This is a genomic window from Kitasatospora sp. NBC_01300 (assembly GCF_041435235.1).
In the GTDB taxonomy this organism is placed as follows: Bacteria; Actinomycetota; Actinomycetes; order Streptomycetales; family Streptomycetaceae; genus Kitasatospora.
In genome coordinates, this window is the sequence record NZ_CP108408.1 from 5,357,979 (window position 1) to 5,383,460 (window position 25,482).

29 protein-coding genes are annotated in these 25,482 nt (G+C 72.9%); 14 read left to right on the forward strand and 15 right to left on the reverse strand.

Translation table 11 applies throughout. From position 1 onward, the window contains the following. Positions 1 to 18 precede the first annotated feature (18 nt). Positions 19 to 462: a thioesterase family protein gene (locus tag OG556_RS23780; RefSeq protein WP_063349408.1), complete on the forward strand. Its 444-nt coding sequence runs from the start codon at positions 19 to 21 to the stop codon at positions 460 to 462. Between the two features lie 33 nt (positions 463 to 495). Beyond that, the gene (locus OG556_RS23785; RefSeq protein ID WP_363588613.1) at positions 496 to 1,188 is read left to right on the forward strand and encodes a hypothetical protein; all 693 of its coding nucleotides are present in this window, start codon (positions 496 to 498) and stop codon (positions 1,186 to 1,188) included. A gap of 48 nt (positions 1,189 to 1,236) precedes the next feature. Here OG556_RS23785 and OG556_RS23790 read toward each other — a convergent pair whose 3' ends face one another. The 10 genes from OG556_RS23790 to OG556_RS23835 all read right to left on the reverse strand — a co-directional run bounded on the left by OG556_RS23790 (position 1,237) and on the right by OG556_RS23835 (position 14,712). Next, positions 1,237 to 1,641 carry a globin gene (locus OG556_RS23790; protein WP_363588615.1) on the reverse strand — a complete coding sequence of 135 codons (405 nt, stop codon included), beginning with the start codon at positions 1,639 to 1,641 and terminating at the stop codon, positions 1,237 to 1,239. Between the two features lie 98 nt (positions 1,642 to 1,739). Continuing rightward, on the reverse strand, positions 1,740 to 2,888 hold the full coding sequence (locus tag OG556_RS23795) for an ABC transporter permease (RefSeq protein ID WP_363588617.1): 1,149 nt from the start codon (positions 2,886 to 2,888) through the stop codon (positions 1,740 to 1,742). Continuing rightward, a complete protein-coding gene (locus OG556_RS23800) occupies positions 2,885 to 3,802 on the reverse strand; it encodes an ABC transporter ATP-binding protein (RefSeq protein ID WP_363588618.1) in 918 nt (305 codons plus the stop codon). Before OG556_RS23800 ends, OG556_RS23795 begins: the two co-directional genes overlap by 4 nt. Positions 3,803 to 3,945: 143 nt before the next feature. Further along, positions 3,946 to 5,181: an FHA domain-containing protein gene (locus OG556_RS23805; protein WP_371519108.1), complete on the reverse strand. Its 1,236-nt coding sequence runs from the start codon at positions 5,179 to 5,181 to the stop codon at positions 3,946 to 3,948. Between the two features lie 73 nt (positions 5,182 to 5,254). Next, positions 5,255 to 6,613, reverse strand: a complete 1,359-nt coding sequence (locus OG556_RS23810) for a VWA domain-containing protein (RefSeq protein WP_063349411.1) — start codon at positions 6,611 to 6,613, stop codon at positions 5,255 to 5,257. A gap of 122 nt (positions 6,614 to 6,735) precedes the next feature. Continuing rightward, the gene (locus OG556_RS23815) at positions 6,736 to 8,070 is read right to left on the reverse strand and encodes a protein phosphatase 2C domain-containing protein (RefSeq protein WP_363632523.1); all 1,335 of its coding nucleotides are present in this window, start codon (positions 8,068 to 8,070) and stop codon (positions 6,736 to 6,738) included. Positions 8,071 to 8,073: 3 nt separating this feature from the next. Further along, entirely contained in the window at positions 8,074 to 10,674 is a 2,601-nt protein-coding gene (locus OG556_RS23820; protein WP_371519111.1) for a tetratricopeptide repeat protein, read from the reverse strand. A 5-nt stretch (positions 10,675 to 10,679) separates the two neighbouring features. Next, entirely contained in the window at positions 10,680 to 12,035 is a 1,356-nt protein-coding gene (locus OG556_RS23825) for a hypothetical protein (protein WP_371519113.1), read from the reverse strand. 192 nt (positions 12,036 to 12,227) lie between these two features. Beyond that, positions 12,228 to 13,202: a transporter substrate-binding domain-containing protein gene (locus tag OG556_RS23830; RefSeq protein ID WP_371519115.1), complete on the reverse strand. Its 975-nt coding sequence runs from the start codon at positions 13,200 to 13,202 to the stop codon at positions 12,228 to 12,230. Positions 13,203 to 13,218: 16 nt separating this feature from the next. After that, positions 13,219 to 14,712 (reverse strand): hypothetical protein, encoded by a 1,494-nt coding sequence (locus OG556_RS23835; RefSeq protein ID WP_371519117.1) that lies wholly within the window; start codon positions 14,710 to 14,712, stop codon positions 13,219 to 13,221. 373 nt (positions 14,713 to 15,085) lie between these two features. Between OG556_RS23835 and OG556_RS23840 the strand changes: the two genes are divergently transcribed. Beyond that, positions 15,086 to 15,661, forward strand: a complete 576-nt coding sequence (locus OG556_RS23840) for a nucleosidase (RefSeq protein WP_371519119.1) — start codon at positions 15,086 to 15,088, stop codon at positions 15,659 to 15,661. A 133-nt stretch (positions 15,662 to 15,794) separates the two neighbouring features. Here the strand turns inward: OG556_RS23840 and OG556_RS23845 are convergent, their stop codons facing one another. After that, positions 15,795 to 16,715 (reverse strand): sigma-70 family RNA polymerase sigma factor, encoded by a 921-nt coding sequence (locus tag OG556_RS23845; RefSeq protein WP_371519121.1) that lies wholly within the window; start codon positions 16,713 to 16,715, stop codon positions 15,795 to 15,797. Between the two features lie 168 nt (positions 16,716 to 16,883). Between OG556_RS23845 and OG556_RS23850 the strand changes: the two genes are divergently transcribed. Together OG556_RS23850 and OG556_RS23855 are read left to right on the forward strand one after the other, a co-directional pair. After that, positions 16,884 to 17,414 carry a hypothetical protein gene (locus OG556_RS23850; protein ID WP_363618807.1) on the forward strand — a complete coding sequence of 177 codons (531 nt, stop codon included), beginning with the start codon at positions 16,884 to 16,886 and terminating at the stop codon, positions 17,412 to 17,414. Positions 17,415 to 17,560: 146 nt separating this feature from the next. Further along, positions 17,561 to 18,358, forward strand: coding sequence for an SDR family oxidoreductase (locus tag OG556_RS23855; protein WP_371519123.1), 798 nt, complete (start codon positions 17,561 to 17,563; stop codon positions 18,356 to 18,358). A 126-nt stretch (positions 18,359 to 18,484) separates the two neighbouring features. Here OG556_RS23855 and OG556_RS23860 read toward each other — a convergent pair whose 3' ends face one another. After that, entirely contained in the window at positions 18,485 to 19,003 is a 519-nt protein-coding gene (locus OG556_RS23860) for a hypothetical protein (RefSeq protein ID WP_371519125.1), read from the reverse strand. Between the two features lie 288 nt (positions 19,004 to 19,291). Here OG556_RS23860 and OG556_RS23865 point away from each other — a divergent pair, with 288 nt between their 5' ends. Then, complete coding sequence (locus OG556_RS23865) at positions 19,292 to 19,753, forward strand: nuclear transport factor 2 family protein (RefSeq protein WP_371519126.1); 462 nt, start codon at positions 19,292 to 19,294, stop codon at positions 19,751 to 19,753. Between the two features lie 163 nt (positions 19,754 to 19,916). Here the strand turns inward: OG556_RS23865 and OG556_RS23870 are convergent, their stop codons facing one another. Together OG556_RS23870 and OG556_RS23875 are read right to left on the reverse strand one after the other, a co-directional pair. Next, the gene (locus OG556_RS23870; protein ID WP_371519127.1) at positions 19,917 to 20,492 is read right to left on the reverse strand and encodes a hypothetical protein; all 576 of its coding nucleotides are present in this window, start codon (positions 20,490 to 20,492) and stop codon (positions 19,917 to 19,919) included. Positions 20,493 to 20,505: 13 nt separating this feature from the next. Continuing rightward, positions 20,506 to 20,958 carry an ATP-binding protein gene (locus OG556_RS23875; protein WP_371519129.1) on the reverse strand — a complete coding sequence of 151 codons (453 nt, stop codon included), beginning with the start codon at positions 20,956 to 20,958 and terminating at the stop codon, positions 20,506 to 20,508. 162 nt (positions 20,959 to 21,120) lie between these two features. On the opposite strand from OG556_RS23875, the gene OG556_RS23880 reads away from it, so the two are divergent. From OG556_RS23880 to OG556_RS23910, 7 genes are read left to right on the forward strand one after another with little or no spacing between them, the layout of a single operon-like run. Further along, positions 21,121 to 22,068: a helix-turn-helix domain-containing protein gene (locus OG556_RS23880; protein ID WP_371519131.1), complete on the forward strand. Its 948-nt coding sequence runs from the start codon at positions 21,121 to 21,123 to the stop codon at positions 22,066 to 22,068. Then, positions 22,031 to 22,162 (forward strand): DUF397 domain-containing protein, encoded by a 132-nt coding sequence (locus tag OG556_RS23885; RefSeq protein ID WP_371519133.1) that lies wholly within the window; start codon positions 22,031 to 22,033, stop codon positions 22,160 to 22,162. Before OG556_RS23880 ends, OG556_RS23885 begins: the two co-directional genes overlap by 38 nt. Before the next feature lie 18 nt (positions 22,163 to 22,180). Then, on the forward strand, positions 22,181 to 22,372 hold the full coding sequence (locus tag OG556_RS23890; RefSeq protein ID WP_371519135.1) for a DUF397 domain-containing protein: 192 nt from the start codon (positions 22,181 to 22,183) through the stop codon (positions 22,370 to 22,372). 19 nt (positions 22,373 to 22,391) lie between these two features. Continuing rightward, positions 22,392 to 22,583 carry a DUF397 domain-containing protein gene (locus OG556_RS23895; RefSeq protein WP_371519136.1) on the forward strand — a complete coding sequence of 64 codons (192 nt, stop codon included), beginning with the start codon at positions 22,392 to 22,394 and terminating at the stop codon, positions 22,581 to 22,583. Positions 22,584 to 22,601: 18 nt separating this feature from the next. Further along, positions 22,602 to 22,793 (forward strand): DUF397 domain-containing protein, encoded by a 192-nt coding sequence (locus tag OG556_RS23900; RefSeq protein ID WP_371519135.1) that lies wholly within the window; start codon positions 22,602 to 22,604, stop codon positions 22,791 to 22,793. 19 nt (positions 22,794 to 22,812) lie between these two features. Then, positions 22,813 to 23,004, forward strand: coding sequence for a DUF397 domain-containing protein (locus OG556_RS23905; RefSeq protein WP_371519136.1), 192 nt, complete (start codon positions 22,813 to 22,815; stop codon positions 23,002 to 23,004). A 21-nt stretch (positions 23,005 to 23,025) separates the two neighbouring features. After that, a complete protein-coding gene (locus tag OG556_RS23910; protein ID WP_371519138.1) occupies positions 23,026 to 23,280 on the forward strand; it encodes a DUF397 domain-containing protein in 255 nt (84 codons plus the stop codon). A 107-nt stretch (positions 23,281 to 23,387) separates the two neighbouring features. On the opposite strand, the gene OG556_RS23915 is transcribed toward OG556_RS23910, so the two are convergent. Further along, complete coding sequence (locus OG556_RS23915; protein ID WP_371519140.1) at positions 23,388 to 23,879, reverse strand: hypothetical protein; 492 nt, start codon at positions 23,877 to 23,879, stop codon at positions 23,388 to 23,390. A gap of 266 nt (positions 23,880 to 24,145) precedes the next feature. On the opposite strand from OG556_RS23915, the gene OG556_RS23920 reads away from it, so the two are divergent. Further along, positions 24,146 to 25,474: a hypothetical protein gene (locus OG556_RS23920; RefSeq protein ID WP_371519142.1), complete on the forward strand. Its 1,329-nt coding sequence runs from the start codon at positions 24,146 to 24,148 to the stop codon at positions 25,472 to 25,474. Positions 25,475 to 25,482: the final 8 nt, after the last annotated feature.

Below are 25,482 nucleotides of genomic sequence, written 5' to 3' on the forward strand. Positions count from 1 at the left end.
ACGTCGAGGAGAACACCTGTGGCCCGCCACATCTACGCCTGCCCGCTGCGCTGGTCCGACATGGACGCGTTCGGCCACGTCAACAACGTGGTCTTCCTGCGCTACCTGGAGGAGGCCCGGATCGACTTCATGTTCACCCAGGCCGCCGAGGCCGGGGCGGGGGAGTTCGCGGGCGGCTCGGTGGTGGCCCGCCACGAGATCGACTACAAGCGCCCGCTGGTGCACCGGCCGGAGCCGGTCACCGTCGAGACCAGGGTGACCCGCATCGGCGGCGCCTCGCTGACCGTGTCCTACGAGATCAAGGACGTCGCCGAGGACGGCACCGAGACGGTGTACGTCCAGGCGTCCACCGTGGTCGTGCCCTACGACCTGGCGGAGGGCCGGCCGCGCCGGATCTCGCCCGTGGAGCGGGAGTTCCTGTCCCGCTTCATGGACGAGGAGCCCGCCGTAGTCGCCGCCTGAGCACCCACCTCCGACGATTCGAGCTGACCCGCGTTGACCATCACCGCCCGCCTCGCCCTCACCGACGCCGGGGAGGCCGCCGACCTCTCCGCGTTCCTGCTGCGCCTGCTGCGCTTCGACAAGGCGGCGGCCGTCCGGTTGCAGGCGGTGGCCCCGGCCGGGGAGGACGGCGTGCTGGCGGTCTTCGGCCGGCTGCCGCTGGGCGGTTCGGGCGCGCTGGCGATCCGCACCGCCCGGCTGACCGGGCCGGCCGAGCCGACCGATCTGACGGTCTCGGCGGGCCAGCTGCTGGACGGCGTGGACGCCGGGACGGGTGCCGTCGAGCTGCCCGCCCCGGTGACCGGACCGGCCTGGGCCGGGCTGCTGCCGCCGCGCACCGGCTGGCGGCCGGTCGGGGCGCCGCCGGCGGCCGAGGTGTACCCGGAACTGATGGCCGGGGTGCGGGAGTTCCGTGAGCGCAGCGAGGCCGTCCCGGCGCACCACCGCGGCCGTGCGGTGCTGGACGCGCTGGCCGACGAGATCTGGTCCCGCCCGGTCTCCGTGCTGCCGGAGCTGCCGCTGCGGGCGGTGCACGCGGCGTACGTGATCGGCTTCCTGAAGCCCGGGGCCCCGCTCACCGTGCACCGGGCGGGCGGCTGGCTGCGGCTGAGCGCCCCGGCCGGTTCGGTGGCGGTCCGGACGGCGGCCGCGCCCGGCGCGGGGCTGGGGCTCAGCGCGCTCCGGTAACCCAGCCGGGGGCTCAGCCCGATCCGGTAACCGGGCCCGGCCCGGGGCTCAGCCCGGGGTGTTGATCATCGAGGCGGCGGCGTAGGTGAGGTATTCCCAGAGCTGCTGCTCGGCCTCGGCCGGCAGGGCCAGGTCGTCCACGGCGGCCCGCATGTTCCTGAGCCAGGCGTCGTGCGCGGCGCGGTCGACCTTGAACGGCACGTGCCGCATCCGCAGCCGGGGGTGGCCGCGCTGCTCGCTGTAGGTGCGCGGGCCGCCCCAGTACTGCATCAGGAACAGGGCCATCCGCTCCTCGGCCGGGCCGAGGTCCTCCTCGGGGTACATCGGCCGGAGCAACTCGTCCTCGGCGACGCCCTGGTAGAACCGGTGGACCAGTCGCCGGAAGGTCGGTTCGCCGCCGACCTGGTCGAAGAAGGTCTCCTCGCTGAACGTTCCTCGCCGGATCTCTTTCACCCGACCATGGTCGCAGACGCCGACGGGGTCGTACACCGGGACCAAAGGCGTACGACCCCGCAGGGCGTGTGTCGGGGCTCAGGCGACCGGGGCGGCGGTCACACGTCCTCCCACTTGAACAGCTTCCAGGCGACGCCGGTCAGCACGGCCGCGAAGAGCAGCAGCCCGCCCATGGTGGGCAGGGCGTCCATGACGCCGCCGCCGCGGGTCAGCACCGACTGGGCGGCCGTCACCAGGTAGCGCAGCGGCATGACCTTGGAGATGGTCTCCAGCCAGCCGGGCGCGCTGTCCAGCGGGATGAACGCGCCGGACAGGAAGGACATCGGCAGCACGATGATCTGCGAGATGCCGTTGGCCGCCTCCTCGGTCTTGGCGACCGAACCGGCCAGCAGGCCGATCGACATGAAGGCGAGCGTCGCGCAGGCCACCAGCGGGATGACCAGCCACCAGTTGCCGGTGAGCTTGAGCCCGAAGAAGTTGGTGGCGACCGTCAGGAAGACGGTGGTCTGGAGGAGCGAGGTCAGCAGCGAGACCAGGATCCTGGAGCTGATGACCGTGCCCGCACTCACCGGGGCCAGCCGCAGCCGGCGCAGCACCTTGCTCTTGCGCCACCCGACCAGGGTCAGCGCGGCACCGAACACCGCGCCGGTGGCGACGGCCCAGCCGAGCAGGCCGGGGGTGAGGAACTGGATCGGCTTGAGCGACTGGTCCTCTACCTGTTGGGCGTCCAGCACGTAGGCCGGCTTCTGGCCGGTGGCGGCCTGGTTGGCGCTCTGGACCACCGAGTTGACGATGCCCTGGAGCGCGCCGGCACGGACCGTGTCGGCGGCGCTGAAGCGCAGCTCGACCTTGCCGTCCGGGCCCTGCTCGATCATCGCGTCGAAGTCGCCCTTGCGGACCTTCTCCAGTGTGGCGGCCGCGTCGTCGGTCCTGGTGATGGTGAGGACCTTGTCCAGGTCGACCCGGCCCTCGCCCTGGATCGAGTCGAACAGCTTCACCGCGCCGACCTGCGCCACCTTGGCGTGCGGGCTGCCGGAGCCCTTGCCCACGGTGCCGAAGAACACCAGGAACACCAGCGGGAAGAGCAGGATGAAGAAGGTCGCGGTGCGGTCGCGCTTCATGCCGAGCAGCATCGCGCGGGACAGGCTCCAGAACGCGCTGACCCGCTCCCGCTCGGCGCTCGCGCCGCCGCTCGACCCGTCGCGCCGGGCGGGGGTCTTCGGCTCGGTGGACGTGCTGGCGGTCATGCGCGGTACTCCCGTCCGGTCAGCTGGAGGAAGACGTCCTCCAGGGTGGCGCCGCGCACTTCGAGGCCGCGCAGCGCGTTCTGCTCGGCCAGGACGCTCAGGACCGGGGCCGGGAGGCGGGTGGAGACGGAGAGCGAGACGCTGTCGTCCTCCAGGGCGGCGATGTCGGCGCCGGCCGTGGTGAGCAGGTCACGGGCGCGCTCGACGGACAGCTGGCCGGACGCGATGCTGATCCGGACGGTGTCGTCGATCTCGCGGATCAGCGTCGCCGGGGCGCCGGTGTGCAGGATCTTCCCGTGGTCCATGATCGAGACCCGGTCGCAGAGCACCTCGGCCTCGTCCAGGTAGTGGGTGGTCAGGACGACCGTGCGGCCCTCGCCGTTGATGTCCCGCAGGAGGTCCCAGAGGTTGCGCCGGGCCTGCGGGTCGAGGCCGGTGGTGGGCTCGTCCAGGAAGACGATCTCCGGGTCGTGGGCCAGCGCGCAGGCGATCGACAGGCGCTGCGCCTGACCGCCCGACATCTGGTCGGTCATGACGTCGGCCTTGTCGGTCAGGCCGACCCGCTCCAGCATCGCGTCGGCCCGCTTGGGGCCGACCCCGTAGAACGACGCGAAGGTGCGGATGGTCTCCCGGGCCGTCAGTTTCCGGAAGAAGGCGGAGGCCTGGAACTGCACGCCGATGCGCGGCAGCAGTTTCGGATTGCGCGGCCAGGGCGCCAGTCCCAGCAGCTCGACCCGGCCCTCGTCCGGCTTGCGGACGCCTTCCAGGATCTCCATCGTGGTGGTCTTCCCGGCGCCGTTGGGGCCCAGGATTCCATAGAATTCGCCGGCCTCGACGGTGAGGGACACCCCGTCGACGGCCTGCACGTCCCCGTACCGCTGACGGATGCCGTCGGCGGATATAGCTGCAGTCATGTGGCCTGAGCCTAGGGCTTGCGAAGGTCCCTGTGCACGTCGGTGGCGACGAATTTGTGGATCGTTTGAGGAATCGGGAACAAGCCGGGCCGGGCGGAAGTTGAATTCCGCCCGGCCCGGCCGGAGTTATTGCCGACGGCCTTTCAGGCGCGGTGCACCGTGATCGTCGTCCAGGCTCCGATGTGGATCCGGTCGCCGTCGTTCAGCGGCACGGCGGTGTGCGGGGCGATCGGCTCCGCGCCGCCGTTCACGGTGGTGCCGTTGGTCGAGTCCTGGTCCACCAGGACCCAGCTGCCGTCCGCCTGTTCGGCGAGCATCGCGTGCTGGTGCGAGGCGCCCGGGTCCTCCGGCGGCACCGACAGGTCGATCTCCGGCACGGTGCCGCGGTGCTGGCTGCGCCGCCCGATCCGCAGCTGGCCGCGGCCGGTCAGCGGGATGCGCCGCTCGGGGCAGTACGGCGGGAAGAACAGGCCGGCCGCCTCGGGGCCGCTGCGGGCCATCATCTCGGTGAAGTACTCGCGGTCGGCCGAGACCACCGCGATCCAGTTGGCCCGGAGCGGCTTCGCGGGGGCGGCCGTCGGTTGCGGCTGCTGGGGTTGCTGCGGCGGCTGCTGCTGATGCGGCGGGGCGAGGTGGAACGAGGTGCCGAAGTCGCCGCCGCGGTTGTTCGGGCCGGGGGGCTCGGCGTACACCGGGCCGGAGTCCTCGCGGACGGGGGCCTCGGGGAACGCGCCCTCCGGCGTGGGCCCCTCCTGCCCGTTGGCGGGCAGGGAGGGAGGGTAGCCGTAGGTGTGCGCGGGCGCGGGGGCCTGCTGCGGGTGCTGGGTGTGCTGCGGCTGCGGCTGCTGCGGGAGGGGCGGTTGGCCGTACGGCGGTTGGCCGAACGGCGGCTGTGCGGCCGGCGCGCCGCCGTACGCCGCCGGGATGTTCAGCGGCGGCGGCTGGCGGCGCGAGGGGGTGGAGAGTTCGTAGTCGTACCCGCACTCCTCGCAGAACCGTCCGGTCTGCGGGCTGCGGCAGATCGGGCAGACCGTCAGGCCCTCGGTCAGGTTGGGGTGGCCCTGGGCCGGTGGCGGCGGCATCGCGCCGGGCTGCGGCGGGACGCTCCCCGGCGGCATCGGCGGAGGCGACAGCGGCGCGCCGTAGGGCGTGCCGCGGTGGTCCGGGTGCCTGGACTGCTCGAACGAGTCGGGTGCCTCGGGCGAGGCGGGTGCCCCGGGCACCGGGTGGGAGCCGTACGCCCCCGGGTGGGCCCCGTGGGCCCCGTGGGCTCCCGGGTGGGCTCCGGGCGGCGTCGGGGCCGGCGGAGTCATCGGGAAGCCGCAGAAGTCGCACCAGTCCTCGGCCTGCGACTCGTGGCCCCTCGGGCAGATCGGCATCAGTTCCCCCTCACATCGAGCCGGCTTGGGGCGGCGTCGCACCGGGTCGTCGGCCCGGTCACGTCTTCAGCGGTCACTTCTTCACACGCACCGTCTTGGTCGACCGGGTCTCAAGGGTCATCGAGTCGGCCTCGCTCACGTTCTTACGGAACCGAACCGTACCCTCCTTCGGGTCCACCACGTCCACCACCTTCTGCAGCAGTTTGTAGGTGCCCTCGTTGCCGGTCGCGTGCGCGATCCGGACGGCGGCGCCCAGCTTGGACGTGGCGGTGTCGACGTCCCCGGCCCGGTGGGCCTCCAGGCCCTCCTGGATGGAGGAGGCCAGCTCGGCCTGCCCGGTGTAGTGGGCGACCTGCGGGCTGATCCGGGTGGAGGAGGCCAGGTCGTCGGTCCACACCGCCTTGACCAGGCCCTGGGAGAGCACCTCGGGGGTGCCGCTGCCGACCTGCGGGGGCAGCACCAGGCTGATCCGGGCGGCGAGCATCTCGTTGCCGATGGAGGCGGCCGGGACCTCGACGCAGACGTGGTAGTCGCGGCTCTCGTCGCCCCAGGAGCCGGTGGGGTAGTCGCCGGCCCGGGGGCCGGCCTCGGCGCGCCGGGCGGTGAGGTCCTCGACCGCGGGGGCGACCTGCTTGACGAACTTGACCGCGGCGTTGGCCGGGGTCCAGATCCGCAGCGCGACGTCGGCGACCTGCTTGCCCATGGCGCCGGCCATCATCGAGCGGAAGTCCTCGGCCAGGCCGGAGGGTTCGGCGACGATGTCGACGGTGCCGAGCAGCGCCGAGGAGATCTTGCGCAGCTCGTCGATCCGCCAGTCGGTGCCGACGCCGCGGCAGTCGGCGGTGAAGTGTCCGGTGACCCGCTCGATGGCGCGTTCCAGGTCGACCGCCGACTCGTGCTCGTTGTTGCCGTCGGTGAGCAGGACGGCGTGCCGGATGGCGATGTCGCGGCGGGTCAGGAAGAGCTTGTCGGCCTTGGCCAGCCAGGTGCCCATCGCGGTGCCGCCGGCGGCGGTGAGGCGGCGCAGGGACTCCTTGGCGTGGCCGCGGGTGGTGGCGGAGGCGGTGGCGAGGGTGCCGTCGCCGGGGTAGATGTCGCGGGCCTCGTGGGTGCCGGCGACCACGGCGAAGGCGGTGCCGTCGCGCAGCGCGTCGATGGCGGCGGCGGTGGCCTCGCGGGCGCCGTTGATCTTGGTCTTGGGGTAGTCCATCGAGCCCGAGCAGTCCACCAGGATCACCACGGCCGCGGCGGTGTCGGCGCTCTGCGGGCCGCCCGCGTCGGCGATGCCGAGCGGGCGGCCGCCGGAGGTGCCGCCGCCGGTCGCGGTGACCGTGACGATGGCGTTGACCTCGCGGGCGCCGTCGGCAAGGTACTCGTTCTGGAAGATCTCCACGTCGAACCTGGGCAGGTTCGGCTTCGCCAGTGTTGCCATGGGCCGGTGGCTCCCGTCGGAAGGGTCGTCGGTACGGATCGGTCGGTGGGGGCCGGCCGCGTCGGGGGCGGGCCGGCGGGCCGGGTGACCGCCGGGGTCGGTCCCGGGCGGGCGGCGTCCGGTCAGGCCGTCGGCGGGTGCGGCGGCTGCGGGGGGACGGTGGGTGCGGCGGGAGCGGTGGGCGGTGCGGGGGGCGCCGGCGGGGCGGCGGGGGGCAGCGGGGCGGCGGGGGAGCCGATCACCGGGAGGTCCGGCAGGGTCGGCTCGTAGTCCTCGTCCTCCTCGGCGGCGCGCCTGGCACCCGCCGCGGTGATCAGCGGCAGGTCGAGCGCGGTGGCGGTCCGGGGGTCGTCCTCGTCCTCGCCCTGGTCCTCGGCACCGGCACCGACGCCGGCAGCGGCGCCCGCGGCCGGCGGGTCGATCGGCAGGACGGCGACGGTGATGTTGTCGTGGCCGCCGGCGGCGATCGCGAACTTCACCAGGGTCTGTGCCGCCGCGAGCGGTTCGGTGCGGGCGTCCGGCCGGACGAAGTACGCCAGGTCGGTGGCGGCCTCGGCGTAGTTCCACAGCCCGTCGGTGCAGATCAGCAGCACCCCGGGGACGTGCGGCGTGAAGTCGAGGGTGTGCGGGACGACCTCCTCGGCGTCGGCGCCGAGCCACCCGGTGATCGCGTGGGCGCGCGGGTCGGCGTACGCCTCGGCCTCGCTCATCAGCCCGGCCTCGACCATCCGGGCCGCCCAGGAGTCGTCCTGGGTGAGCCGGAAGGGCTCGGCGCCGGCGCGGTCGTCCGGGATCCAGTAGGCGCGGGTGTCGCCGACCCAGCCGATGGTGATCCGGCCGCCGGAGGCTATGGCGCTGACGTAGGTGCAGGCGGGCGCGTTGAGGTCGGGCCGGGCGGGCCCGGGGCCGGCCTGGGCGAGGTCGGCGACGGCCCCGGCGGCGTCGGCGATGGCCTGGCGCATGGCGGCGGTGGGTTCGCGGCCCGCCTCCAGGGCGCTCAGCAGCGACTCGGAGGCGGCGTCGACGGCGGTCTCGGAGGCCTCGTCCGGCCGGTCGGAGGAGGAGACGCCGTCGCAGACCACGGCGACCACGACCGGCTCGCCGCCGGGCAGCGAGGTGGCGGCGATGGTGAAGGAGTCCTCGTTGCGGTGGTGGCGCACGCCGCGGTCGCTGACCCCGGCGACGCCCGCGAGGGACTTCTCCATGTGGTCGCGCGGGCGCGGCTGGGCGCCGCCGCACGCCTCGCAGTAGCCGTCCGCGGTGACCTGCGGCAGCCCGCAGTGCGCGCAGACCGGCCCGTGCTGGGGCGGGACGCCCTCGGCCCGGGCGGTGGCCCAGTTCGCGGGCATCGCGCCCGGGGCGGTCCGGCCGTCCCGGCTGGCGCCGCAGGCGCCGCAGTAGGCGTCCTCCGGCTCCAGCGGTTCGGAACAGCTCGGGCACACGGTCTGCTGCGGCATCGGCTACACCCACGTCCTGGGGCGGGCGCGGTTGGCCCGCTCCACCATCTCGATCCTGGTCTCGGCCCGGTCGGCCAACCGGGCGAGTACCCGGTAGGACTGTTCCAGGGCGAAGCGCAGTTCCCGCTCCACCGCAGGTCGTCCCAGCACCGTGGTGCCGCCGCCCTGCTGGGCGCCGGTCGAGCCCGCGGTGACCCAGCCGAGGGCGGCGCCGAGCAGTTCGACGGCCAGTTCCTCGCGGCGGCGGTCGTCCAGGCGCAGCGCGGTCAGCTGGTCGGAGCTGGCGCCGAGGTCGGCGGCGAGCGGGTCGGTGGCGGGCCGTTCGCGCAGCCGGGCGCGGACGGCCGCGATCCGGGCGGCGGTGTACTGGTTGGAGGTGGCCGGGACGGACTCCAGGACGCGGACGGCACCGGGCCGGTCGTCCTCGGCCAGCCGGACCCGGGCGAGCCCGAAGGCGGCGCTGAGGTAGGCCGGGTCGGTGGTCCAGACCAGTCGGTAGAACTCGGCGGCGTCGCCGCCGTCGCCGAGGAGCTCGGCGCAGATGGCGAGGGCCAGCTTGGGGGCGGCCTCGCCGGGGAAGGCGTCGTAGACCGCGTCGAAGGCCTCGGCGGCGGCGCGCAGCCCGGCCTCGTCGGGCGAAGCCGGGCCGTCCGGGCCGTCCGGCCCGTGCACGGCGCCGACCAGGGCGATCGAGCTGCCAGGGCCGTCCGAGCCGTGCAGCCCGTGCACGGCGCCGACCAGGGCGACCAGGCCGCGGTACCAGACGACCCGCCAGTCGTCCGGGTACTCCCGTTCCAGGGCGTCGAGGGCCTCCTCGGCGGCGGCGCGGCGGCCGAGTTCGAGGTGGGCGCGCAGTTCGCGCAGCCGCCGTTCGATGGAGAGGGCGGGCGCGCCGGCCAGGGCGGCGAGCGCCTCCTCGGGGTCGGTGGCGAGCAGGGTGGCGAGGAAGCCGGCGTTGGGGTCGCCGGGGTCGACGCGCGGGACGGGCAGCGCGAGGGCGGCGGCGGCCGGGTCGAGGGCGGTCACCAGGAGCTGTCCGGGCTGCTCGGTGGGCATGACCAACTCGGTGTCCACGACGCGTAGTTCGGGGCCGAAGAGGGTGGACAGGGCGGGCCGGGCCCGGCCGTCCTGGAGGGCGAGGATCTCGCGCAGCACGCCGGTGAGCTGGTCGGCCATCTCGTCGGCGGAGGAGAACCTGCGGGCCGGGTCCGGGTCGGTGGCGCGGACCAGGAAGCGGTAGTACGACTCGTAGCGGGCGAAGACCTCGACGTCCTCGGGGCCGGGCAGGGTGTCCCGGTAGGTGGTGCTGTAGCCCTGGAAGTCGAAGGTGAGCACCGCGAGGGTGCGGGCCACGGTGTAGAGGTCGGAGGCGGGGGAGGGGCCGTGGGTGGCGATCTCCGGGGCCTGGTAGCCGACGGTGCCGTAGATCGGGCCGTCGTGGTCGAGGCGGCAGACGGCGCCCATGTCGATGATCTTGAGCGCGTCGCCGCTCTGGATCACGTTGTCGATCTTGAAGTCGCAGTAGATCAGGCCCCGGCTGTGCAGGTACCCGAGCGCGGGCAGTGCCTCCAGCGCGTACGCGATCGCCTGCTCGACGGGCAGCGGCTCGCGCCGGCCGTCCGGGGTGCGGCGGTCGTTGGCGATGTCCTTGAGCGACTTGCCGCCGACGTACTCCATCACGATGTAGCCGTCGGTGGAGCCGGAGCCGACGTCCAGGTGCTCGGCGAAGTTGATGATCCGGACGATGTTCGGGTGGTCCACCTCGGCCAGGAAGCGGCGCTCGGCGACGGCCACGGCGAGCGCGTCCTCGTCCCCGGTGTCCAGCAGGCCCTTCAGGACCACCCACTTGTCGTTGACCCGCCGGTCGATCGCCAGGTAGATCCAGCCGAGGCCGCCGTGCGCCAGGCAGCCCACCACCTCGTACTGCCCGCCGACCAGGTCGCCGCGGCGCAGTTTGGGCGTGAACGAGTACGGCGTGCCGCACTTGGTGCAGAAGCCGTCCGGGCGGCCCGGCCGGCCGTTCTTCTCCCGGCCGACCGGGGTCTCGCACTTGGAGCAGAACCGCTTGCGCTCCGGGACCTCCGGGTTCTCCAGCACCGCCAGCGACGGATCGGCCGTCTCGACGGTCGGCACCGTCACCAGGCCGGCGCCCAGCCGGTTGCGGGTGCCCGCGCTGACGCTGCCGCGGGTGCTGCGCACCGAGACCGAGCGGCTGCTGCCGGTGCGGGTCGAGCGGTGCGAGCGGGAGCGGCCGGACATCGAGCGGGCCGAGCCGGTGCGGGTCGAGCGGATCGAGCCGCTGCGCGCCGAGTCGGTGGAGAGCCGGGAGGACGGGACGTAGGGCTGGGTGACGCCGGTGTCGCCGCCGGGCGGGGTGAGGCCGCACTCGTCGCAGTAGCCGTCGGCGTCGATGGTGCCGGAGCAGTCCCTCGGGCAGGGCGCGCCGGGGCCGGCGGCCGGCGCCCCGGTGGCCTTGGAGGCCCCGGAAGCCCCGGAAGCCTTGGAGGACACCGCGGCCGGGGCGAGCCCGCACTCGTCGCAGTAGCCGTCCGCGTCGATCCTGCCGTTGCCGGAGCACTCCGGCCGTACGCACGTCCCGCCCATCAACCTCAGCCCCCCTGGACCTGTCCGTCGACCGGCGTCTGGCCGGTCGTCTCCTGTGCGGCCTCGGCCTGCGCCGGCCGCAGCGACTGCTGGAAGCGGGCCACCGCGGCGGCCGCCGCCCGCAGGTCGCAGGGCGCGCTCCACAGCAGCCAGCGCGCCTTCTCGTACCGCTCGATCACTTCCGGGTCCTCGGAGACCCGCAGCCGGGCGGCCATCGCCTTGTACGCGTCCAGCCGGCCGCGCAGTTCGGCTCGGACGGCCAGCGGCTGGGTCACCTCGGTGAGCGACTGCCGGGCCCGGGCCAGCTCCTTGGCGGCGGCGTCCTCCAGCGTGTCCAGCAGCGGCGCCAACCGGCCCCACTGGCCGCCCTGGCGCAACTCCAGTGCCGTCACGATCCGTTCGCGCAGCGCCGAGGCAGGCCCGGGCACCGCCGGGACGTCGCTGGAGGCTATCTTCGCCAGCACCTCGCCGCGCGCCCGGCGGGCCTCGGCCAGGGTGGCGTCGGCCCGCTGGAGCAGGTCGCCGACGCCCTGGAGGCGCTCCTCGGCGTCGTCGCGCAGCCGCAGCAGGTTCTCCAGTTCCAGCCGGACGCCGTCCAGCGCCCGCCCGGCCCGGTCGAACCGCTCGGTGTCCACCACCCCGGCGGGGGTGGCGAAGGCGCCGCCCTCCGGCACGGTGCCGCGCTGGGCGGGCACCCGGGCCGGGCGCCACAGCGCCAGCGGGTCCTCGCGCACCTCGGCGCGCAGCCCGGTGAGGTCGGCGTCCAGCCCGGCCAGGTCGTCGGCGAGCGGGTGGCCGCCGGCCCGCACGCCGAGCGAGGCGGCGAGGTTGCCCACCCGGTGGAGTTCGGCCAGCAGCAGGTCGATCCGGGCCGGCAGCGCCGACCAGACCGCGTCGGCGGCGCTGACCACCTCCAGCACGGTGGCGTACCAGGAGTTCATCCGGGTCATCAGCGTGTCCAGGCTGATCCGCTCGACCAGCCGGGCGGGCGCGCCGAGCAGCTGCGGGCCGTCCGGCAGCGCGCCGCCGGGGACGGTCACCGCGTCGCCGGTGAGCAGTTCGCTCAGCTCGGCGAGTTCGGGCGCGCCGGGCTTGGCCTTGCGGGCCCGTACCGCGCGCGCCGAGGCCAGTGCCTCCGCGTAGCGGTCGAACAGCGCCCAGAGCAGCGGCAGGCCCTTCCCGGCGACGGACCAGCGCTCCAGCGTGCGCCCGGCCAGTTCGGCGCCGTCGAGCAGCCGCAGGCCCGGATGGTCCTGGAGGGCGAGCAGCGCCGACTCGACCGCGTCCCGCTCCGCGCCGAGGCGCGCCAGCGCGCGGTCCACCTCCTCCCGGCTCAGTACCGGGCCAGCCGAAGCCGCCAACGCCGTGTCCTTCCTTCCTCGCGTGCGATCCCGACGTACCTGACGTGCGATCCCACGACATCCCCCGTGCCCACCACCGGTCTCCCCGTGGTGATCGTCCCGAACCCTAGCCGGTGGCCGTTCGGGCGGAGCGGGCGGTGGGCGTCAAGACCGCGTCAACGGCCTGCTGACGCCCGTGCGCCGCCCGGTGCGTCAGCGGGCCGGCCAGTACAGGCCGGGGTCCTTGGAGTTCTCGGGCAGGTAGGGCTGGACCCACTGCTCGAACGACTTCTGCCAGCCCTTGTCCTTGTCCGCGTAGTAGTCGGAGATCACCTGGTTGACCCGGGCGGTGAGGTCGGTGCTGTTCTGGCGCATCGCGACACCGATCGTCTCCGGCTGTTCGAAGCCGTCCACCACCTTCACCGTCTGGTCCTGCGCGGCCTGGCCGACCGCCAGTTCGTCGTCGGTCATGGTGGCGTCGACCTTGCCGAGCTGCATGCGGACCAGGCAGTCGAGCTGGTTGGTCACCAGGACGAGCTGCTTGGCGCTCTTCTTCGCGTTCAGCACGTCCTTGGCCACCGAGCCGTCCGCGGCGCAGACCGTCCTGCCGTTGATCGCCTCGTCGAGGTTCCTGGCCGTGGACGACCGGGGCACCAGGACCCGCTGCTTGATGTTGAAGTACGACCGGGAGAAGGCGACCTTCTTCAGGTTGGCGCAGCTGATCGTCATGGTGCGGACGATCAGGTCGACCTGGTTGCCCGTGAGGGCGTCGACCCGGCCGGCGGTCGACACCGGCTTGAGCACCACCTTGGCCGGGTCGCCCATGACGGCCGCGCCGATCGCCCTCGCGAGGTCGATGTCGAAGCCTTCGAGCTCACCGGTGTTCGGGTTGCGGGCGCCCCAGCGGTAGCTGTTCTGGTCCACGCCGATGATCAGGGTGCCCTTGGCCTTGATGGCCTTCACCGCCGGGCCGTCCACGGTGCTCGGCGGCACGGTGCTGGTCAGGTCGCAGGACTCGGCCTGGTCCTGCCCGGCCTGTTCCTGCCCGGTCGACCGGACGGCCTGCGGTGCGCCCGTGGCGGACGCGGGCGCGGCGCCGGACGGCCCGCCCCCGCCGAGCACGGCCGCGCCGGCGGCCAGCAGCGCCAGCACGGCGGCCGACCTGGTGCCTGCGGTTCTCCTGCGCATGTGTCCGTTCCCCCCTCTACCGGTACTCGGCCAGTCGGCGGCCCAGGCCGCGCAGTGCGGCGGCTGCGGCCACCACGCCGAGCAGCGCGGCCGCGAGGGCGGCGAGCCGGAGGTCGCCCTCGGTGCCCTTGGCGGAGCGCTCGAAGTGGTCCTGTTCGGTGGTGGCGGCCTGGTCGAGCGCCTTGTCGGTGGCCTTGAAGGCGCCGTCCGCGGTGTTCGCCTCGGCGGCCGGGTCCGCCGTCACGGTCGCCTGCAGCGCGCCCTGGTAGTCGGCCTGCTGGGTCTCCAGGGCGTGCGCCGCGTCGTGCCGGGTGCGCCACGTCCCGTACTGCCGGTCGGCCTCGCCGATCTGCTGCCGGGCGTCCGCGGGGGCCAGGTCGAGGGCCTGGCGCAGCGAGCCGGAGTGCTGCTCCATCGGGACGTTCGCGGGCTCGCCCCCGGCGAGCTGCCGGGTGATCGTCGTCCACTGGTCCGCGTACGCGGTGGTGGAGCCGCGGGCGACGAGGTTCAGGTTCTCCGCCAGCCGGGCGGAAAGCACCTGCACCCGGGCGGTGTTGAGGGCCCGCAGCGGCTGCGCGCCCTGCTTCCAGCTCTGCTGGAGCGCGGCGTTGGTGGTCAGGCCGGTGACGGCCAGCCAGAGCGCCCCGGCCAGGACGGCGGCGGTGGCCCCGAGCAGGCCGGGGTTGAACACCCGGTTGGTGCGGCGGAACAGCGTCAGCTGCACCCAGACCAGCGCGCCGAGGGTGAGCACCCCCAGGCCGTACGCGGCCCACGGGCTGGACTTCGCCTCGGCGTAGTCCTTGTCCAGCTCGTCGTTCTCGATGGCGGTCAGCTCGGCGGCGCGCGGCAGCAGGGTGCCCTGCATCTGCTCGGAGGCGTACCGCAGGTAGGCGCCGCCGAGCGGCAGGCCCAGCCGGTTGTTCGCCCGAGCGGTCTCCACCAGGCCGGCGTAGACGGGGAGTTGCTCGCTCAGCTCGGTGAGCTTCTGGTACGCGGGGGAGCCGATGGTGGTCTGCGCGGCGGCCTTGGTGATCAGGTCGGTGGCCGAGGCCAGATCGCCCTCGTAGTCGCCGCGCACGGTCTTCGTCTCCGCCCCGGCGAGCAGGAAGCCGGTGGCCGCCGTGGTGTCGGCGCGGGCCAGCAGGCGGTGGATGTCGGCCGCGTCCTTGCTCAGCGGCTGGCTGTGCTGGACCACCCGGTCGGCGGCCTCCGCCTTGGTCTCCAACTGCCAGGCGGTCAGCGCGCCGAAGGCCACGGTCAGCACCGCGAGCACCGCCCCGGCCAGTCGCAGCCGGCCCGGCGCCGTCCGGGTGGCGTTCGCCAGCCGCGCCCGCAGGCCGGACAGGCCGCGCGGCGCGGGCCCGGCCGACGGCCGACGGGCCGGCGCGGCGCCGGGTCCGGACACCGGGACGCCCCGGACGCCCGGCACGGCCGGTGCCGTGCCCGGCGGGCCGCTCGGCCGTGCCGGGACCACGGCGCCCGGTGCGCCGTTACCTACTGGTGTTGCCACCCGCCTCATCCTCCCCAGGGGTCGGGCCCGCTGTCCGGGGCCCGGCCGATGCCAGCAGTATGGCCGTGACTCCCCGTGGCCACACCCGAATTGCGCCGATCTTGAGCTTGCCCCGCACGTGCCCCGCATGGGTCCCGCACGCCTCCGGGGCCCCCGCCGCCCGGCGGCCGGCGGTGAACCGTCCGACGCGGGATGCACCCTATGCGGTTCCTCGGACAGGCCGGAGCGGCGAGGTCCGGTTGCCGCGTCGGCGCGCGGGGAGCCGAGGACGGACCCCAGGACCGGCGGCGGGGGCGGTCCCGCCGTGACGCCACCGGCCCCGGCTCGGTCGGTGCACCCGGTTTCGGCGGGCACCCTCCGTACGATGGGCGGCATGCGCCTGCTTGGAACGATCACGCCCGACCGCCCGCTGCTCGTCGTCGCCGTGCGCGAGGAAGCCGCCCACCTCGACGACCGGCTGCCCGTCCTGCTCACCGGAATAGGGAAGATCAACGCCACCGCCGCGCTGGCCACCGTCCTCGCCCAGGGCGAGAAGCCGTCCGAGGTGATCAACCTCGGCACGGCCGGCGCGCTGCGCCCCGGCTGGGAGGGCACCCACCACGTCGTCCAGGTCATCCAGCACGACCTCGACACCCCGGCCCTGCTGGCGCTCACCGGCCGCAGCTACGGCGCCCCGCTGGTGGTCGGCAAGGGCGACGGGCCGGTGCTGGCCACCGGCGACCTCTTCGTCTCCGACCCGGCGGCCCGCGACCGGCTCGCCGAGCACGCCGACCTGGTCGACATGGAGGGCTACGCCGTCGCCGCCGTCGCCCACCGCTTCGGGGTGCCGGTGCGCCTGGTCAAGCACGTCAGCGACGAGGCCGGCGAGGGCGCGAGCCACACCTGGCGCGAGTCGGTCGACGCCTGCGCCCGCCACCTCGCCGACTGGATCGTCGCGCAGGGCTGGTGACGGCGCGTCCCGGGGACGCGCGGCGCCGACCGGCGCGGGCGGGTGAGAGGGCGGTCGGCCTCCCTCTCGCCCGCCGCGTTCAGTCGCGGAACCTCGCCCGCCAGGTTCAGCCGCGGACCGTCGCCCGCCGCGTTCAGCCGCGGAACGCCGAGAGGTCCAGCGCCGCCAGCCGCTCCGGATCGGTGAGCACCTCGATCGCCGCGATCGCGCCGTCCACCACGGTGAACGCCATGACCGACAGCGGCCGCCCGCCCTCGCCGATCGCCACCGCGCCCGCGGCGCCGTTGACCAGCGCCGGGCGGGCGAACGGCGACAGCCCGCCCCACAGCACCGGCTGGTCGGCCACGGCGGTCGCGCCCGCCAGCACCACCGGGTGCCCGGACCGCACCGCGCCGCCGTCCGAGCGCAGCACCACGCCCGGGGCGAGCACGGCCACCAGCGCGCCCAGGTCGCCGGCGCGGGCGGCCGCGAAGAAGCCGTCCACGGCGGCCCGCTGACGGCCCGGGTCCGGGTCGGGCGCCGGTGCCTGGTCCTGAACCCGGCGGCGGGCCCGGTCGGCCAGCCGGCGGGTCGTGGCCGCCGTCCGCTCGATCAGCGGGGCGATCTCGGCGAACGGCACCGCGAACAGGTCGTGCAGCACGAAGGCGACCCGCTCGGCCGGGGCCAGCGACTCCAGTACCACCATCAGCGCCAGGCCCACCGAGTCCCCGAGCAGCACCTCCTGCCCGGGGTCGGCCACGCCCTCGCGCCGCAGCAGCGGGTCCGGGATGCGCGTCGGGCCCGGCTCACCGGCCTCGGCCTCCGGCGGCTCCTCGCGGCGCAGCTCCCGGCCGCGCAGCAGGTTGAGGCAGACCCGCGAGACCACCGTGGTCAGCCAGCCGGGGAGGTTCTGCACGTCGGAGGCGTCGGTGCGGTCGTAGCGCAGCCAGGCCTCGTGGACGGCCTCCTCGGCCTCGCTCACCGAGCCGAGCATCCGGTACGCCACGGCCCGCAGCCGGGGCCGCTGCGCCTCGAACAGTGCGGCCCGCTCGTCCGGAGGTAATTTCTCGTCCACCGTGTCACATTCCTTCGCCGCTGGGGGTCAGAGCAACAGGAGCCACCCAACAACGGCTGCGCCGTGGAGATCAACTCCCCACCCGGGGCGAGTCGGAGACGAGGGCTGGCGAACACCCCCGATCGGCTGCCGTCGTGGGTGTCACCGCCGAGTTCTAGGCTGGCCGCCATGCCGACGACCCCGCTGCTCGACGCGATCCGCGCCAACCCCGCCGCCCTCGACTACCTGGCCTGGCCGGGCGACCTCAGCCTCGACCACTACCCGCACGTCGAGGAGGTGGTGCTCGCCTCCGGCGAGGCCCTGGAGCCGGTGGCCAAGGACGGCGCGGGCGGCACCTTCTTCCTGTGCGGGGAGGGCGGCGAGGAGCGTCCCGTCCTGTACGCCGACTCGGAGGGCGGCGCGGCGGTGCTGGCCGTCGGGCTGCCGGAGCTGGTCCGGCTGCTGCTGGCCGTGCCGTGGTGGCGGGACTGCCCGCGGCTGACGGTGGAGGAGAGCGCGGAGGCCGCGGAGGAGTACCTGGAGGACGAGCCCGGCCTGTACGCGGAGCGGGACGCGGCCGCCGCCGCGCTCGGCCTCGAAGTCCCGGGCGTGGCAGCGGCGTTGGCCCGGCTGCGGGAGGTCGCGGTCGGACTCGGGCCCGCGTACGTCCTGCTCAACGCCGAGGAGGGCGGCGCGTACGAGCCGTTGTTCCGGGCCTGAGCGGGTGGTCGTGCGGGTGGTCGTGCGGGCGGGTGGCATCAGCTATCCGGCCCCGGGCATACATGAAGGGTTGTCCGGCATCGGGTCGTGACGGCGGGAGACCGGCCCCGGATCCGACCGGGGGCGGCACGAGGAAAGAGGCGATCGTGGGCGAACTGGACGGCAGGACGGCACTGGTGACGGGCGGCTCGCGCGGGATCGGGCGGGCGGTGGCACAGCGGCTCGCCGCCGACGGGGCGCTGGTCGCGGTCCACTACGGCGGCAACGAGGCGGCCGCCGCGGAGACCGTGGAGCTGATCGCCAAGGCAGGCGGCCGGGCGTTCGCGGTGCGGGCCCGGTTCGGCGAGAACGGCGCGCTGGACCAGCTGTTCGAGGGCCTCGCCTCCGGGCTGGCGGAGCACGGCGAGCCCGGTGGGGACGGCGGGGCAGGCCTGGACATCCTGGTCAACAACGCGGGCATCCACCTGGCCGGGTCGATCGGGCAGCTCACGGAGGAGGAGTTCGACCGGTTGATGGCGATCAACGTGCGCACGCCGATCTTCGTGATCCAGCGGGCGATTCCGCTGCTGCGGGACGGCGGGCGGATCGTCAACGTGGCCTCGGCGGCCACCCGGATCGGCTCCCCGGTGCAGATCGGCTACACCGTCAGCAAGACGGCGCTGGTGGCCCTCGCCGCACCGCTCGCCAACGAGCTCGGCCGGCGCGGGATCACCGTGAACACCGTCAACCCCGGCGTGATCCTCACCGACATGACGTCCCAGTGGACGGGCGTCCCCGAGGCGATGGCCGGGCTCGAATCGATCACCGCACTCGGCCGGATCGGCCAGCCGGAGGACGTCGCGGACGTGGTGGGCTTCCTGGCGGGCCCGCAGGGCCGCTGGGTGACCGGCCAGACCATCGACGCCTCCGGCGGCACCTTCCTCGGTCCGATCCCGCCCGCGTAATCCCTCTGGGTGTCGAAAGGTCGGCGGGGTGGCAGCCCTCAGCGCCGCCACCCCGTTCGCTTCTCGGCACGGAAGGTGGGGTTCATTGAGCCAAACCCCACCTTGGGGTGATGTATTGAGGCAGCGTCAGAACGCCGACGGGGGCTGAAGGAGCAGATCGAGGACGGACGCCCAGTGCTCGTCGGGTGCGGTGACGATCACGTAGCCCTCCTGACCGGGGAGGCGGGGGATCAGGGCGCTGCGGCAGCCGTGGCTGTGGTGGATCTCGACGGGGACGGGCTCGCCGTCCAGGCGGATCTCGCCGGCGCTGATGGATTCGGGGTCGAGCGGGCCCAGGTGGTGGCGCGGGTCGATGCGGCCGGAGTTGCCGAGGAAGTTGAAGAGCTGCGACCCGGGGGTGGTCAGGGACTTCACCCGGAAGCCGTCGGGGACGGGCCGGGAGGTCTGGACGATCGCGATGAGCTCGTGGTTCAGGTGGTAGTTCAGGTCGATGTGACAGAGGTAGCCGTCGCTGCCCATCCGCCCGAGGAGGACGAACCACTCGGGCGGCACGTCGCGCAGGACGGCGATCCGCCCGCCCCATTCTTCGGCGGTCTCGCGGTCGGTGGGGATGTGGAACTTGCGCGGCTCGCTGCTGCGGAACACAGGGATCCCCCAACTGATCGGTGAAAAAAGGTTCTTGGGTCACCAGTAGACCCGACCTGCCCGCGCACGAGTGAATTCCCGCCCGGCGCCCGCCCCGGGGCGGGCGCCCCATCCATCGCGTTCCTCCGATCCCGTCGTCGACCTTCACGTAAGGTGCGGTCAAGCGGGACTCCAAGTCGGGTGTCACAAGCGGATCTTGGAGGCCATGGCCGCATCCGAACGCCTGAAGTCCCGGCCCATCGCTCGAAAGAGCTCAGTCGCGTGGTGACCGAACGGAGCCCAAGCGTCATGTCGGATACAACCTCCGCCAGCCCTGGCCCTCGTGAGGTCCTGGCCCGCTACCAGCGGGCGATGCTCGACAAGTCCGCGGACGACCTGGCCGATCTCTACACCGTCGACGCCGTCCACGAGTTCCCGTTCCTCTCCCCCGGCATGCCCGCGAGCTACCAGGGACGCGAAGAGGTCCGCGCGGGCTACCGGGCGGCCTGGGGCGCCAGCCCGGTGCAACCGCAGGAGATCCGCGAAGTCGCCGTACACGAGAGCACCGACCCCGAGGTGATCACCGTCGAGCAGGTCGTCACCGGGACCGTGACCACGACCGGCCAGGCCTTCAGCATCCCCGGCCTCCTGGTGATCCGGGTCCGCAACGGCCGGATCGTGCACGTCCGCGACTACATGGACGGGCTCGGTGTGGCCCACGCCATGGACCGGCTGGCCGCCGTGGTCGCGAGCCTCGGCGACCGCCACTGAAACCCTGAGTGCGGACTCGTTCGCCTGGGGTTCGTCGGTGACCGCCTTGAGGGCGAGGGGCCGCAGCGGGGCCAGGGCGACGACGCCGGAGGCCGGGTAGCCGGGCGCGGAGTCGGGGGCGGTCGATTTTGTGCCGGAAGTCGGGTGGGTCGACTTTCTGTGTTCATGGGTGGGTTGTGTGGGCGGCTTGGGCTTGGGCTTGGGCTTGGGTGCGGCAGTGGGTGAGGGCGGGTTTGAGGCGGGGGTCGGGGGTGGTGGTGAGGAGGAGTTCGCCGGCGGTGGTGAGGGTGGTCCAGTAGTGGGTGGGGTTGCCGGTGGTGGGGCGGGGGCGGGCGGCTGCGAGGGAGAGGTAGGCGGCGGTGAGGTTCCCGGTGGTGAACCAGCGGGCCAGGCCGTGTTGGTGGCCGGCGCGGATGCCACCCATGGCGTCGATGGCGGCCAGGAAGAGGTCGACAACGGCGAGTTCGGTGGCGTCGAGAGGCTTGGGGATGTCGAAGACGCCGAGGGCTTCGAGGAGTTCGCCGGTGTCGTTCTCGGTGCCGGGGCGGGGGTTGGCGAGGAGGGCGTCGTAGCAGTCGTCGAGGCGGCGTTGGGTTTCGGCGGCGGGGATGCCGAGGGCGGTGCAGACGGCGCGGGCTGAGCGCAGGGGTTGGCGGGTGCGGCGGGCGAGGGTGGCGTAGGTGTCGGCGGGGGTGGAGCCGGTGTCGAACAGGTGGCGGGCGGTGAGGGGGAGTCGCATGGTGGGTGCCTGTTCAGACGGTGAGGAGGGTGGCGGGGGCGGGGGCGGGGGCGATGAGGGCCCAGACGAACTTGCCGACCCCGCCGGCGCGGGGGCAGCAGCCCCATTTCTCGGCGAGTTCGTTGACGAGGAGGACGCCGCGTCCGTGCTCGTCGTCGGGTGTGGGGGTGTGGAGGGAGGGGCGGCCGGTGCCGGCGTCGTGGACTTCGAGGCGTAGGCGGTGGTCGCCGGTGAGGGCGAAGCGGACTTCGATGAGGCGGTCGGTGGGGGCGTCGGCGGTGTGTTGGACGGCGTTGGCGAAGAGTTCGCCGAGGAGGAGTTCGGCGGTGTCGCGGTAGCGGTCGCCGGTGGGGAGCGCGGCGAGGTAGGCGCGGAGCAACTGCCGTGCGATGGGGGTGGATTCGGTGCGGGAGTCCAGGCGCGCGGCGAACGTGCGGGGGCGGTGGGCGGTACGGATTTTGAGCATGGCGGGGCACCTCGGGGGGCGGATGGGGGGCGCGCGAAGGTAGTGCGAAATCACGCTGTGCATGCGAATGATTGCGCTCTGGTGTCAATCATCGAGGTTCCAGAGGTACGGTGATGGCCGAAATCGGGTGCCAGGGGCACGTGGTGCGTGAGGGGGCCGGCTGTGGCACATCGGCGGTTCAAGCGGGAGTTGACGGCCAGCTCGGCCGAACTGTTCGGCGAGGAGCTGCGGTTCTACCGGGAGCTGGCCAGCTACACCCAGGAGGAACTGGGCAAGCTGCTGCACTGCAGCCGGACGAACATCACCCGGTACGAGACCGGTCAGCGCCGCATGCCGCCGGAACTGGTGGAGAAGGCCGACGAACTGCTCAACACGGGCGGTGCGCTGAAGCGGCTCTGGGGGAGGGTGGACTGGAACGCCGGGATTGAACATCCGGACTGGTTTCAGAGTCACGTCGACATGGAGTCCGAGGCCCTGGCCGTCAGGGCCTTCGAGGTTGGGGTGATGAACGGGCTACTGCAATGCCGCGAATACGCCGAATCAGTGCTGGCGGTCAGTGATGCGGCTGGAAAGCCCAAAGTGATCGAAGAGCGAGCAACAGCTCGACTGGCGAGGCAGCGGCGGTTCCTGGAGTTGGATGGCCCGACTCTGCTGGTGATTCTGGACGAGAGCGCCATCCGGACTGTCGTCGGCGGCCCGAAAGTGATGAGACGTCAGATGCAGCACCTGCTGAACATCTCGAGGCTTCCGAACGTGATCATCCAGGTTGTGCCATTCACGCGTCGACCGGCCAACGCCGACAAGTCCATGGTGATGTTGGAGATGCCCGATGGCCGCACCTGCGTGTACTCCGAGAGCCTCGATCGCGGGCACTCGAGCGATGATCCGGCGATCGTTGCGCGGCATCGCTGGAGCTATGATCTGCTCCACGAGGCGGCACTGCCAGTAGCTGACTCGCTCGCGCTGATCGCCGATGCGCTGGAAGGGTTCAGAAATGACGAGGGACGAGCTCGATGTGACCGCCTGGCGCAAGAGCAGCTACAGCGGAAGCAACGGAGGCAACTGCGTCGAGGTGGCCCCCGGATTCCCCGGCCTCGTCCCCGTGCGTGACTCCAAGGACCCGCATGGCCCGGTCCTTGTTTTCCCTGCGGCCGCCTGGGAAGCCTTCGTGTCGGCCGTCCGTGAGGGCGACTTTCCAGCGTAAGTCTCCAAGGAGGCGGCTGTGTTGACCTGGCGCAAGAGCAGCTACAGCGGCAACAACGGCGGCGACTGCATCGAGGTCGCCCTCGCATCCCTTCCGGGCGCCGTCCCGGTGCGTGACTCCAAGGACCCGTACGGCCCGGCTCTTGTTTTCCCTGCGGCTGCCTGGGGAGCATTCGTGCGGGCAGTCCGTGAGGGCGACTTCCCGACGTAAGACCCCCGAGGAGCTGGCGATGGTGACCTGGCGTAAGAGCAGCTACAGCGGCACCAATGGTGGCAACTGCATCGAGGTAGCCCCCGGATACCTTCCGGGGGCGGTCCCGGTGCGTGACTCCAAGGACCCGCATGGCCCGGTCCTCGTTTTCCCTGCGGCCGCCTGGGAAGCCTTCGTGTCGGCCGTCCGTGAGGGCGACTTTCCAGCGTAAGTCTCCAAGGAGGCGGCTGTGTTGACCTGGCGCAAGAGCAGCTACAGCGGCAACAACGGCGGCGACTGCATCGAGGTCGCCCTCGCATCCCTTCCGGGCGCCGTCCCGGTGCGTGACTCCAAGGACCCGTACGGCCCGGCTCTTGTTTTCCCTGCGGCTGCCTGGGGAGCATTCGTGCGGGCAGTCCGTGAGGGCGACTTCCCGACGTAAGACCCCCGAGGAGCTGGCGATGGTGACCTGGCGTAAGAGCAGCTACAGCGGCACCAATGGTGGCAACTGCATCGAGGTAGCCCCCGGATACCTTCCGGGGGCGGTCCCGGTGCGTGACTCCAAGGACCCGCATGGCCCGGTCCTCGTTTTCCCTGCGGCCGCCTGGGAAGCCTTCGTGTCGGCCGTCCGTGAGGGCGACTTTCCAGCGTAAGTCTCCAAGGAGGCGGCTGTGTTGACCTGGTGCAAGAGCAGCTACAGCGGCGGCAATGGAGGCGATTGCATCGAGGTGGCCCTCGCCTGGCGTAAGAGCAGCTACAGCCACGACGACGGCGGCAACTGCATCGAGGTGGCCCCCGGGTTCCTTCCCGACGCCGTTCCGGTGCGTGACTCCAAGGATCCCGACGGCCCGGTCCTCGTCTTCCCTGCCGCCTCCTGGGGCTCCTTCATCGCCGCCGTCCGCACCGGCGACTTCCCCGTCGAGGGCTGACCGGACCCCCAAGGCACTGGTGCGGGCGCCAGTTGGATCCCGTCCCAGCGCATCTGTCGGCCGCGTCACCCCGCTGGCGGTGCCGGGACTCGCCTGCCAGGTCCGTTTCACCGCGGGCGGAAGGCCCGTGGCTCCGACCAGTCGGTGCCGGACCCGTGCGCGGCCTGTTCCCAGAGGTCCAGTCCCGCGCGGAGGAGTTCGCGCACGGCCGCGGCCTCCTCGTCCGTCCAGGCTCCCTCGCCGGCGGTCGGGTCGAGGGCTTCGCCGCCGAAGATCTTTTCGTAGGCGGCGTCGTGGATCGGTCCTTGAGGTGGGAGGCGGGGGAGAAGTGGGCGGGCCTTCAGGCTGTGGGCGAGATCTTCGAAGAAGTTCCACGCGTCCAGCAGCTCTCCCGCCGGCGCCGAACCGAGACCAGGGTGCTCGACCCACCGCCGTACGACGGCCGGATCGAGCGTGGCTTCGCCTTCCCGGACGAGTTCCGAGCCGTTGCGATCGCAGTGTTCCTGCAGTGTTTCGAGGTCATGGAACGCGATGAGCCTCCCGAGGTCGTCAACGGCGAGCTCGGCCGGGGCGTCGCCCTCTCCGGGCCGCCAGATCACAGTCAGGTCCCCTCTCCGGGTGACGATTCGGTACGGGTAGCAGTCAGTCATGTGGATCTCCCTGGTGCCGCGGCGGCACTCGCCGTGTGGGCCATCCTGCCTGCGAATGATCAGCCGATCCGCTCACTTGATGCCGATCAACCGGCACCGCAACCGAGCGATTTCGATCAGCTCCGGTGCGGCGACAGTGCCGTGAGTAACCGAACCACTACGGTCCATCACTGTGCGCACATGATCCTGCTCGCATCGACCGAGGCGGTACCTCCATGGCACAAGAACCCCGTATCGACGTAGCTCTGACGGCTCTCAAGGAGGGCCAGTCCGAGCCCAGCAAGGCCGAGTTGGCGGAGATCGCCAAGTCGATCTCGCCCGGCGCCTGGTTCACCAGCGCGCTGTCGGGTGAGCGGGCCGGCCGCGATGCCGACGTGACGTGGGAGCTGACCGGTTCGCCGTACAAGGGGCAGGTGGCGACCGGGCAGGCGGCGGTCTACTACGCCAACCCGAAGTTCGGCCTGCGGAAGCCCTTCGTCTTCGCGGACGGCTTCAACTACGGCCCGAGCGACCTCCCCGGCCTCTTTGCCTACTTCAGCACCGCTGCCGACGGTGGGCCGGGCCTCTTCGACCAACTGCTCGGCCGGGGCTACGACATCGTCCTGGTCGGCTTCACCGAGCGCCACACCCACATCCAGGCCAACGCCGAGGTCGCGATCGCGGCCATCCTCCGGGCCGTCGCGGAGCGCAAGGGCGACGAGCGGCTGACCGTCGGCGGCGTGAGCATGGGTGGCATCGTCACCCGCTACGCGCTCGCCAAGCTGGAGTCCGCAACCGTGGACCACGAGACGGGGACGTACCTGTCCTTCGACTCGCCGCACAACGGCGCCTGGATCCCGCTCGTCCTCCAGCAGATGGCGTACTTCTTCGAGGACTACACCCCGGCCGGGCCGGACGGCGCCAAGCAGGCCGACCTGATCCGCAGCCCCGCTGCTCAGCAACTGCTCTGGGCCTGGGTCGAGAACGCCAAGTACTCGGGCCCGGTGGCCACCTCCAGCGACCTGCGCAAGGAGTTCCTCGCCGACCTGGAGCGGGTCGGCAACTTCCCGCAGATCCCGCGCAAGCTCGGCGTCTCCAACGGCCGGCGGGACGGCGTCGGCCTCCCGCTGCCGGTGGGCGAGGTGGCGTTCGACTGGCAGGCGCTGATCGCCAGCGCCACGGCCCGCTTCCAGCCGAACAAGGGCGAGAAGCAGCCGGTCGGCGGCATGCACCTCGGCCTGGCCGTCCGCCGCAGCACCACCAGCGACGTCCCGGCGCTGGACGCCGTGCCCGGCGGCACCCTGGACTCCTTCGGCAAGGTCGCGGACGCGCTCAAGGCGAAGATCTCCGAGGACTACCGCAGCGGCACCTTCGTGCCGGCCGTCAGCGCGGCGGCCCTGGCCTTCGACCCGGTGAAGTGGGACGTCGACCCGGCCGCCGCGATCACCGACGCCGCCCTGGCGAGCGGCCACCTGGACGCCGTGAAGTTCGACGACGCCAACACCGAGCACAGCCACGTCTCCCGCGTGCTGGTCGACTGGCTCGTCGAGCAGCTCGCCCACTGACCCCTCCC